Source organism: Desulfosarcina sp., from assembly GCF_033791525.1.
Lineage (GTDB): Bacteria > Desulfobacterota > Desulfobacteria > Desulfobacterales > Desulfosarcinaceae > Desulfosarcina.
This window is the reverse complement of sequence record NZ_JASJGN010000318.1, coordinates 1-10,962: the sequence shown is the minus strand read 5'-3', so window position 1 is coordinate 10,962 and position 10,962 is coordinate 1. Positions and strand designations below refer to the sequence as shown.

Here is a 10,962-nt window from a genome sequence, read left to right as displayed (position 1 = left end):
GCAGATCATACCCCAGACGGAAGCAGTCCTGCTCTATGACCTCCTTATGACAGATGCCACAGGTGCCAAACATTTTAAACCTTTCATTGTTCAACATTATTGTTCCTCCAGGTTTATAAGGGAAGATTAGAGGAGTTGGGGGGTATCCAACCCGTCAGGCTGTCCATTCAATGGGGTCCACCTCCGTATGTGCATAACAACCACAAGCCCGGCTCGCTGCCGATGGACGCAGCATATTTTGTACCGTTTTAGCATTACTCAACAAATGTCTTAAGTTATCAGCCTGTTAACATTTTTATCTTTCTTCAAGATATTATCTATTCGAAGATAATTATGTAAATAATTACATAGACTTCCATCAATAGCGACTTTACTTCATAGAGGCTGAGTTTCTGGATAAGATGAAAGAGGTCAGTGTGGATTACCAGAAAGGGGCACCGCAATAACTACTTCAATCTTACAAGGAGGGTATCAACGATGAGCCTATGCAGATGTGGATGCAACTCTGAAACAACGATAGGAGACTTTCTTCCGGGGCATGACCAGATACTGCGGACGAGTGTTATGTTTTAGGGACGGGCCAAGTTAAGTGCTCTTAATGATAATGGATAGCTTCTAACCGGTTGGTATAATTGGGTCTATATTGCAGTTTTTGGGGCCCAAAAAAACGATATAGGATGTCCGGGAAAGCTTGGAGGCGTTCACACTCCAAAGGAGTTAGGCGACGAATGCTTGCATCAACAAAAACATATCCGGCTTCGAAGTCCGACGATCCAACCTTTTCAGATAACTCTGTAAGTAGTTTCACGTTTAAATTATAAAATCTGTTTTTTGGATTCAGCTTGGTTGGCAAAATGAATTGGGGGGCTATAAGTTAATTAAAATCGATTTGAAATAGGTTGAACAACCTGAACAACATCCGAACAACCAAAAAAGGATGTCAAAATTAATTAACACCCTGATAATATTAAACAAAAAATGGTGGAGGCGGCGGGAGTCGAACCTGCATCGATCCAATAAAATCAAAACTTCACAGGCTATGCGCTACACTACCGCTACATTAATTGAATACTCACCTATTGATAAATCACATTAACTTCTCTGCTTTGAGCCTATTCTAACGATTAACACCTTCCACACGAGATCACTCAAAAAACATTTAAGTTGGCTATTGGCTATTCTATTCTGACGACCAGGGCAATCAATGCCGGCTTGGCGGCATGGCTTCATCCATTTTCCTGAAAAAAGATAGGCCATGAATGATGAAAGTTCTTAATGGAGACGCATTTGAAATGCTATCTATGAAACATCCACCGCTAATGCCCGAGCTTGTCTTATCGCCGCCGTCTAACTGATAGCTGGTTGGCGTAGTAATTGTCTTATCGCCGCCGTCTGTCAGATGGCTGATTGGCGTGGGATTTGTATTATCGTCGACCTCCAAGATACCGGGGCCGCCAGGGTCGGAAATAACACCGTTTGCCGAGAGGTCGTCATCTCCCAGTTGCCCGTCTTTTAGATAAAGCGTTATGGAATCACCTTCCAGGACTGCGCCAGTTTCCGACGTTTGGTCGTACATAAATTCATACCAGTGCGCAGCGGGGTAATCGAAAGTGGCCCCGTATTTGTAGAACGTGTCGAATTCAGACCCGGTCGGCATATTAATGGTCAGGGTTGTGTTGGCACCGGGGGTGAGGTTTTCAATTTTAAAAGAGATCAACCCGAGGGGCAAGCTGCATTCTGAAGGTACGCTTGCAATGGAAGCGGTATCGTTCATTTTGCATGACGTAATTTTGCCGGGTTCCGGAGTACTCAAGGTCAAAAAGTGCAGGTAGTCTTTTGTGTGAATGGAAGCGACATTGCTCTGCAAATAATCGGCAATGCCGTCGCCATTACCGTCAAATGAATTATTTTGGCCGTCTATTCCCCACTCCTCTCGATCGGGTACGCTGTCCAGGTCAGTATCTTCCAAGAAGGTCACCGACAAGCTGATATCGGTATCCATGACCACTGAGGTGATGTTGGTATCAGGATCCAATACGGATCCTGCCCAGCCATCAAATGCCCACGCATGATCTGGTTCTGCTGTGAGGGTGACGACTGTGCCAACATCATATATGCCGCCTGGGGGATTGAGCAGGACAGCGCCGGAGCCAAGGATATCAATGGTCAGAGTATGGGTTATGTTTGAATTGTTGATTGTCAAACCATAATTGGCATGTTTGCCATCAATGGATGCCGTGATGGTCAATTGCTCTTCATTTTGGACTGCGTAAGTAACAAGATAACCGGCGGTGTCTATATTCGCAAAGCTAGAATTCACGCTCCAGTTGACGTTGTCGGTTACGATCGATGTTGTATTGTCGCTATAATGGGCTGTGCATGTGTACTGGGCGCTGCTCTCTTCATTCACTTTCGAGGGTCCGCTGATAGTCAGAGAGTTCAGTGGGGCCGAAACTTTTTTGACTGTCACACTGTGGGTGTCGCTTTTGCCGCCGTAACTGGCCGCGATGGTGACGGCAGTGTCGGCAGTTACATCGGCGGCGGTCAGCAATCCGCTGGCGTTGATGCTTGTGGCCGCGCCGTTTTCGCTCCAGGTGACGCCGCTGGACAGGACTGCGGTGGAGCCGTCGCTGTAATGGGCCGTGCATGCGTATTGGGAGCTGCTGTTCTCATTAAGCTGGGTCGGGCCGCTGATGGTGATGGACGATAGGGTCGGAGCAATGTCTTTTACCGTCACGCTGTGGGTGTCGATTATTACGCCGTAGCGGGCCGTGATGGTGACGGCAGTGTCGGCATTCACATTGGCAGCGGTCAGCAATCCGCTGGCGTTGATGCTTGTGGCCGCACCGTTTTCGCTCCAGGTGACGCCGCTGGACAGGCCTGCGGTGGAGCCGTCGCTGTAGTGGGCCGTGCATGCGTACTGGGCGCTGCTGTTTTCATTAAGCTGGGTCGGTCCACTGATGGTGATGGACGATAGGGTGACCTCGGCCGGCACCGTATATGAGATTTCATTGGAGTCGCCGCTCAGATCGTTGCCGACGTATGCTCGGACAACAAAGTAGTAAGTGACTCCGGCTGTCAGATTGGTGATGGTGCATGTGGTTTGCAAATGGTCGCTGCCATCGGTGGGCCAAGCCGGATGGGCGTAATCGTAAGCTGTTCCCCCGATGCGTTGAAAAACTTTATAGCCCTGCGGGGTCGGGTTGTTGGCATCCCAGGCCAGCGTCACTTGGGCGCCGATGGCACTGGAAACGGATGCGAGCAGTATGATGGTGATGGCGAAAAGAAAAATCAGGAATTTATTGCTTTGGAATTTGGATGGCAAATGCTGGGCAAAGTATGAAGTCATCATGACTCTTGTGCCCATCAAATATGATGCCAAACTGAGAAATTATTATTTTAATAGTAATATTGATAGGTTATACTATTGACTATCGGTGCACTTTTATAATTTTTGTACGAACGTATATAAAAGTGCACATGTTTGTCTGCTGAAAGCCACTTTATGATTTTAATCGAATATTTATGGGATATATTGAGAGTATATTAGGTCTGTGGCTAATGCCAAAACCTCAACTTTCCTAAACGTACCAATGTTTACCCGTTTAACCCCAGGGATTAGAAACAGCTGATGGAATTTATTCTTGAATGGTACAGACCGTTTTTTAATTTTGCAGTCCAGACCGGTCTGAGACCCTCTGAGCAAGTGGCGATAAAGTGGGATGCCAGACGAGGTTTTATTTCAAGATTATGTGAAAAGGGACCCGATCCTTCAGGATAAATTGCGGGAGGTGTGGGCCAAGGTAATGGAAAAAAGCAGTTTGATGCACCGGAGGATGTACGAAACGCGTCACACGTTCTCGTCATGGGCTTTAGCAGCTGGTGAAAGCCCACATTGGGTGGCAAGAACATTGGGACACGTCAACACGTCCATGATCTACAAGACTTACGGTCGCTATATTCCCAATCTGACCCGGCACGATGGAAGTGCGTTTGAAAGGCAGTTTGTGACAAACACCAATAAAAAAAGGGACACAATTAGCCACAATTTGCGACACAATGGCCAAAATCACGTCCCTGAAAACGGTTTATACAATTGATTTAATTGCATAAGCAAATGGTGGAGGCGGCGGGAGTCGAACCCGCGTCCGAAAACATTCCACACAGATATCTACATGCTTGTCCTGATCTCTAAGTATCGCCTTTGGCAGTCTCCATCAGGCAGGGTACTTCAAAGGCTATCCTGCTAAAAGTTCGCCTTTACTGTAGCAGGCATTCAGTTTAGGCTATCCCACTAGTCGACGTTCTATCCAGGTTCGCGGGAAAAACCCGGTAGAACGGTAGCACTAAGCTGCTACGGCGTAGTTATAATCGTCTGCGATTATGTTTATTTCCCACCAGATTTACGAGATGGTAGGAACTCGGCATGCAATCAATGCTTCTTTATCCCCGTCGAAGCCGTTTCGCCCCCAATTTGTTAAAGAACAGTCTTACCTGTATATTAACGCTCGGACCTGCCAATGTCAAGCAACAGCAGAAATTATAAACGCCCCTGAAACCCTCTTGTAACAAGGGATCAGGGGCGTTGGGGTCTCTTTTGTCAGCTATTGATTAGGTCGTGAAAAGACACGTTCCAGACTGATTCATAAAAAGACCGAGATCAAGGCTTGCAAATCCCTGGGAATACCGCAATCGCGGGTGCCGTAGGCAGCGTACGTGTGGTACGCCGCAATGACGAGGGATGAAGCGTAACGCAGATATCGGGCCTTTTTACGGATCGGTCAACTATTCGCCCAGATAAGCCTTTCTGATCTCCGGATTATCCAGAAGCTTTTTGGCATCATCCTCTAAAATGATATTGCCGGTTTCCAGCACGTAGCCCCGGGAAGCGGCCTGAAGGGCCAGGTTGGCATTCTGCTCAACCAGTAAAATGGTGGTTCCTTCCTTTTTGTTGACATCTTTTATGATATCGAAAATCTGCTGGACGATCAGCGGTGCCAGACCCAGCGAGGGTTCATCCAGCAACAGCACCTTGGGCCGGCCCATCAGCGCCCGGGCGATGGCCAGCATTTGCTGTTCTCCACCGGACAGGGTGCCCCCGTGCTGTTTGTGGCGGTCTTTGAGGATCGGAAACAGGCCGTAGACATGCTGCCGGTCGGCTTCGATGTCTGTCTTGTCCTTGCGGAAGAATGCGCCCAGGGTCAGGTTTTCGTCCACGGTCAGGCGCGGAAAGATCCGACGTCCCTCCGGCACCTGGCACAGGCCGGTTTTGGGTAGAATCTCGGCAGCTTTGCCGTGAATGGGATTGCCGTTGTACCAGATCTCGCCTTTGTCGATAGGAATCACGCAGCAGGTGGTCATCAGGGTGGTGGATTTACCGGCACCGTTGGCGCCGATGATGGCCACGATTTCGCCCGCATATACCTTGAGGGAGATTCCCTTGAGGGCCTTGATGCTGCCATAGCTGGAATAGACGTCTTTCAGTTCGAGAATCGGTTGATCGGCCATCTATCACTCCCCCTCTTCGCCCCGTTTGCCCATACGTTTAGCCGGGATGAGGCCGGCGGGACGGAACAGCATCATCACCACCATGGACATACCAAAAACCAGCATGCGGTAGGTTTCAAATTCGCGGAATACTTCGGGCAGCACAATCAGGGCGGCTGCCCCTAAAATGATGCCGGGGATCGAGCCCATGCCGCCTAGTACCACCATACTCAGCACCATGGCTGATTCGAGGAAGGTGAAGCTTTCGGGGCTGACAAAGCGCATGCGGGCGCAGAAAAAAGCACCGGCCAGGCCGGCGAAAAGTGCGCCCATGGCGTAGGCCAGCAGCTTGAGCTTGAAGGTGTTGACGCCCATCAGTTCGGCGGCGGTTTCATCTTCACGGATGGATTCCCAGGCCCTGCCGATTCTGGAAAAATTCAGGTGCCTGACCGCGATGATGGTGACGATGGCCAGGGCCAGGGCGATGTAATACAAGAAATGAAGCTTCTTCAGGTAAAACACCTCAAAACTGATACCGCCCTGAAAACTGGGGATCAGGATACTGGGGGGTTTGACGCCCAGAAGGCCGTTGGGTCCGTTGGTCAGACTCATCCAGTTGTTGAGTAAGATGCGCACAATTTCTCCGAACCCTAAGGTCACGATGGCCAGGTAGTCGCCGCGCATGCGCAGGGTCGGGTATCCGATGATGCAGCCGGCGGTCAGGGCGAAGGCGGCTGCAAAGGGCAGGCAGATCCAGAAGGACATGCCAAAATGGATGTTCAACAGGGCGTAGGTGTAGGCACCCACACCATAGAAGGCGATGTAGCCCAGATCCAGCATGCCGGCCAGCCCCACGACCACATTGAGCCCCAGCCCCAGGCAGACATAAATCAGCACGTTGGTGGCCACGTCCTGGGCGTATCGACCGGTAAAAAACGGGTAGCAGAAGGCGGCGGCCAGCAGGATGACGATCCAGACCCAGTTGGGCACCTTGGCCGAGGCCTGCCCGACGGTTTCCTGCAATCCGGCCAACGGCCGGCTGACGGCGTTCAGGCTGCCGCTCTTGTTCATGATATAGAGCAGCAGGCAGATGGTAGTGCCGGCGGCGATATAGAGCCAGACCGTAAAGGTGTTACCGAAGGAAAGGGTGCCGTCCGGGTGAATACCCAGCAGGGGCCACAGCAGTCCCAGCAGCCACAACAGGCCGATGGTGTATGGTTTCCAGACTTTCTTAAACTCTTGTATCATCGATATTCTCGCCCATGATTCCAGTCGGTTTGAAGTACAGCACGGAGATCAGGATAATAAATGCAAACACATCCTTATACTGACCGGAGATGTATCCCGCACCGAAAATTTCCACCATGCCGATGATCAATCCGCCCAGCATGGCCCCGGTGATATTGCCGATCCCGCCCAGCACGGCCGCTGCAAAAGCTTTGATACCGGGCAGAAAGCCCATGTCGTAGCGCACCGAGCCGTAGTAGAGGCCCACCATGATACCGGCGGCGGCAGCCAGCCCCGCGCCAATGGCAAAGGTCAGGGAGATGATCCGGTTGCTGCTGATAGAGACCAGGCTGCTCATGACCTTGTCCTGGGCCGTGGCCCGCATGGCCATGCCGATCTTGGTCTTGAACACCAGGATGTTGAGCCCGAACAGCAGAAATATGGTCATGCCCACGATCATCATCTGGAGATAGCCGATGGTGATATTTCCAAAATCGACGCCGCCCTGGAACAGCTCGCCGGGATAGGCTTTGTCGTAGACCCCCTGGGTCAGCATCAGTCCATTGGACAGGAAGATGGACATACCCAGCGCGGAGAGCAGGGCGGCCAGGCGCGATTGTTTGCGCAGGGGTTTGTAGGCCACCTTTTCGACACCCACGGCAAAAAAGGCGCAATACCCCATGGTGAGGACGAAAGCGGCCGCCAGGCAGAGTATGGGGTGGGTCTCCATGTATCCCAGTCCGGTAAAGAAACTGAGCAGGATCACCCCCACATAGCCCCCGGTTGCAAAGATTTCACCGTGGGCGAAGTTGATCAGCTGGATGACACCGTACACCATGGTGTAGCCCAGCGCGATCAGGGCGTACAGGCCACCCAGTGTAATTCCGTTTATCAATTGCTGTATGAAATAATCCATAGGAATCGCTTTTTCAGATTGATGCTTGCAGTGAACACGATTGCGGTGACCGCCCCGCCATCATGGCAGGGGCGGTCACGTCACATTACCGATTTATTGGAGCAGCCCCTGCTCAGGCGCCCAATAAGGAACAAACTGGCCATTTTCTATCTTGTAGGCGATGTAGGACGATCCGGAGTCGCCGTTGGCCCTGAACTTGATGCGTTTGGCCACGCCGTCGAACTCCATCTTCATGATCTCGGCCTTGATTTTCTTCGGATCGGTGGAGTCGGATGCCTTGATTGCCTTGAGCAGCACGGTGGCCGCATCATAGGCGTAGGTGGCGTAGGCGGCGATGGCACCGTACTTGGGCACGTAGATCTTCTCGAAAGCCTTGTACTCGGGGGTGGTCGTATCGGTAAACCCGTAGGTCAGGTAAACACCTTCTGCGGCTGCCTTGGCCACCTCCATGAACTTGGGCTGGAACATGGCGTCCTGGGTCACAATCTGAGACTTCATGCCAATGCGTTTGGCCTGCAGCGCCATCAGTGCGCCGGGGGAATATCCCTGCAGGGACATGTAGAAAACATCTGCGTTGGCCCGTTTGGCCTTGGTCAGCACGGCGGCGAAGTCCTTGTCGCCCTGGTTCACATGATCATGGTCGACCACCTCCATGCCCAACGCCTTGGCGGCCTTGCTGACGCCGTCGGCCAGGCCCTGGGAGTAGGTGGTTTTGTCGTCGACGATGAAAATGGTCTTAGCCTTCAGGGACTCTTTCAGAAACTTGGCGGCAGCCGGGGCCTGGTCATCGTCACGTCCGCACAGGCGGAACATGTAGGGCAGGCCGCGGTCGGTCACTTTTTCATTGGTGGAGGCCGGGGTCAACATGGGGATGTCTTCTTCGGCCAGGGTCTCGGAGGACGGGATGGTGGAAGACGAGCAGTAGGCACCGACGACGCCGGCGACTTCCAGATTGATCAGTTTGTTGGCGGCGGCCACGGCCTGCTTGGGATCGCAGGCGGTATCCTGGGCAAACAGCTCGATCTTGTCATAACCGGGGATGCCGCCGCCTTCTTCGAACACCTGAATGGCGGTCAGTACGCCGTTTTTAATGTCCGTTCCGTCTGAGGCATAGGGGCCGGTCAGCGGGCTCATGGAACCGATTTTCAAAGTTTTTGCAGTTGCCGTTCCCATGATAAAGGGGACGACCATCAGGCCAAGTACCAGTGCTACGAACAGTTTTTTCCTCATTTGAAACTCCTTCTGTTTGTTGGTGTTTATTTACTCGCCGGTTGACCCAGGTATGCCTCGATCACCTGGGGGCTGGACTGGATCTCTTCCGGCGTCCCTTCGGCAATCTTCACACCATGGTCAACACATACAATCCGATGACACACACCCATAACCACTTTCATATCGTGCTCAACCAAAAGCACGTCGATCCCGAGTTCACAGATTCGGGAGATATCCTTCATCAGTGCCGAACTTTCCGACGGGTTCATGCCGGCGGCCGGTTCGTCCAGCAAAATCACCTTGGGCTGGGAGGCCAGCGCGCGCGCAATTTCGAGGCGCCGCTGCAGGCCGTATGGCAGGTTGGAGGCCACCGTGTCTGCATACTTGTCCACGCCCATGAATTTGAGCGCTTCCAGGGCCTTGTCGTGAATGAATTGTTCTTCGCGACGTTGCGATCCGGTTCGGAAAATGGCGCCCACCACGCCTATTTTTGATCGGCAGTGCCGGGCCACCATGGCATTTTCAACCGCGGTCATGGCCGAAAAAAGACGGATGTTCTGGAAGGTGCGGGCCACGCCCTGTGAGAATATTTCATGGGGCGGTTTCCCTAAAATGCTTTCGCCCTCGAAGCGCACGTTGCCGCTGCTGGCTTTGTAGACACCGGTGAGCACATTGAACACCGTGGTCTTACCGGCGCCGTTGGGACCGATGAGACCCACGATCTCCCCGGAGTTGATCGAAAAGCTCAGTTGGGACAGGGCCACCAGCCCGCCGAATCTTACCGTGATGTTGTCCAATTCTAAATGTGCCATAACACCAACCCGTTGTTTCTGTTGTCGTACTGTGCAAATTCCGCCCGGCAGCGACCCTGCGGGCAAGCTGTTTTATCCTGCTTTTCTCTGCTGTTCCCTTATTTCCATATAATCATTGAATCGTCTTACATGGGTTCGGACGATCTTACAGGCTGTATCCGCGTCTCCTTTTTTCATCGCTGCCACCACACTTTCAAGGTCCTGAAGATTCTCACGCATCTCCGACTCCTCTTTAAATAGAAGCTCGTCGAAATAGCGTCGAATGTTATTATGTATGGTCTTAAAAAGGGAGATATAGATAGGGTTGCCGGTGATTTTGGCAAAGTATTGGTGAATATGTTGATCAGCAGTTAGAAAATCGGGGACGCCCTCAACCCCTCGCGCCAAACATTGTCGGGAATCGTCAAGGAGCTTTTCCAGCTCATCTATGTCCGATTTCGTCAAGCGTGAGGTGGCCAGCCACACCACATCGCCTTCCACCCGCTCCCGGAATTCAGCGATATGCTTCAGGGAGACTTGATTGGAACGAATCAGCAGGTCCAGGCTTTCGGCCACCAGATCCGAGGTGACCTTTTTAACGACGGCACCGCCACCCATTCCCAGCTTGATCTCGATTAGCCCCTTTTGTTCCAGCACGCGCAGGGCCTCACGAAGGGTGCTCCGACTGGTCTGAAGCATCTCTTTGAGGTCACGCTCGGCGGGAAGCCGATCACCCACCTTCAGTTGTCCGTCGATGATCGCTTCCTGGATCTGTTCGACCACATCCTGGAAAATCCGGTTTTGTCTGGCAGCACGAAACAAATGGGTCATCGATCAGCAGCTCGATCCAAGGTAGAAATGAAAAAACGCTTCAAAGAGAGTCTGAAACAGTCACTCCGGCGGAGTGATTGATTAATTGATGGAATGGTCTGACCATTTATAATAATTGATTTCATCTGTCAAGATGATTCTTTAAATTGTATTTGGTTTATGCATCCCCATTAGCAAAGCGGTCTTCCCGCCGCCTGGTGGGAAGATCGCTTGCGTTTTTAACACCCTCATTAAGCGGCCGGGTGTTCAGGCTCGCAGCCTGTTGACCTGCCATTCGAAACCACAAACGACCATTGACAGCATACGCGTCAATCGCCGATAAACAATTCCACGGGAGTGTAATCCAGGCCGAATGCGTCGGCGACGGCCTGGTAGGTGACCTTGCCGTCGATCACGTTGGCCCCCAGCAGGATCTCCTGGTTGTCCTGCATGGCCTTTTTCCAGCCCTTGTTGGCGATCTGCACCGCATAGGGCAAGGTGGCGTTGGTCAAGGCCAGG

9 protein-coding genes, 1 other RNA gene and 1 pseudogene are annotated in these 10,962 nt (G+C 52.0%); 1 reads left to right on the top strand and 10 read right to left on the bottom strand.

Features of this window, described 5'->3' with window-relative positions:
• Positions 1-595: 595 nt before the first annotated feature.
• Both QNK41_RS23110 and QNK41_RS15985 read right to left on the bottom strand, forming a co-directional pair.
• Complete coding sequence (locus QNK41_RS23110; RefSeq protein WP_413815166.1) at positions 596-808, bottom strand: DNA cytosine methyltransferase; 213 nt, start codon at positions 806-808, stop codon at positions 596-598.
• 393 nt (positions 809-1,201) lie between these two features.
• The gene (locus QNK41_RS15985; protein WP_319258679.1) at positions 1,202-3,352 is read right to left on the bottom strand and encodes a choice-of-anchor U domain-containing protein; all 2,151 of its coding nucleotides are present in this window, start codon (positions 3,350-3,352) and stop codon (positions 1,202-1,204) included.
• 370 nt (positions 3,353-3,722) lie between these two features.
• Here QNK41_RS15985 and QNK41_RS15980 point away from each other — a divergent pair, with 370 nt between their 5' ends.
• Positions 3,723-4,100 carry a tyrosine-type recombinase/integrase gene (locus QNK41_RS15980; protein WP_319258677.1) on the top strand — a complete coding sequence of 126 codons (378 nt, stop codon included), beginning with the start codon at positions 3,723-3,725 and terminating at the stop codon, positions 4,098-4,100.
• A gap of 18 nt (positions 4,101-4,118) precedes the next feature.
• Here QNK41_RS15980 and ssrA read toward each other — a convergent pair.
• The 8 genes and pseudogenes from ssrA to QNK41_RS15940 all read right to left on the bottom strand — a co-directional run.
• Positions 4,119-4,471, bottom strand: a transfer-messenger RNA (tmRNA) gene (gene ssrA, locus QNK41_RS15975).
• A 314-nt stretch (positions 4,472-4,785) separates the two neighbouring features.
• The gene (locus QNK41_RS15970; protein ID WP_320416524.1) at positions 4,786-5,493 is read right to left on the bottom strand and encodes an ABC transporter ATP-binding protein; all 708 of its coding nucleotides are present in this window, start codon (positions 5,491-5,493) and stop codon (positions 4,786-4,788) included.
• Positions 5,494-5,511: 18 nt separating this feature from the next.
• Entirely contained in the window at positions 5,512-6,735 is a 1,224-nt protein-coding gene (livM, locus tag QNK41_RS15965; RefSeq protein WP_319258673.1) for a high-affinity branched-chain amino acid ABC transporter permease LivM, read from the bottom strand.
• Positions 6,719-7,630, bottom strand: coding sequence for an ABC transporter permease subunit (locus tag QNK41_RS15960; protein WP_319258671.1), 912 nt, complete (start codon positions 7,628-7,630; stop codon positions 6,719-6,721). The genes livM and QNK41_RS15960 overlap by 17 nt, the downstream gene beginning before the upstream one ends.
• 93 nt (positions 7,631-7,723) lie before the next feature.
• A complete protein-coding gene (locus QNK41_RS15955) occupies positions 7,724-8,860 on the bottom strand; it encodes a branched-chain amino acid ABC transporter substrate-binding protein (protein WP_319258669.1) in 1,137 nt (378 codons plus the stop codon).
• Positions 8,861-8,886: 26 nt separating this feature from the next.
• On the bottom strand, positions 8,887-9,654 hold the full coding sequence (locus QNK41_RS15950) for an ABC transporter ATP-binding protein (protein WP_319258667.1): 768 nt from the start codon (positions 9,652-9,654) through the stop codon (positions 8,887-8,889).
• Between the two features lie 72 nt (positions 9,655-9,726).
• Positions 9,727-10,464, bottom strand: coding sequence for a FadR/GntR family transcriptional regulator (locus QNK41_RS15945; protein WP_319258665.1), 738 nt, complete (start codon positions 10,462-10,464; stop codon positions 9,727-9,729).
• 308 nt (positions 10,465-10,772) lie between these two features.
• Positions 10,773-10,962, bottom strand: a pseudogene (locus QNK41_RS15940) (alanine dehydrogenase); the annotation flags it as partial.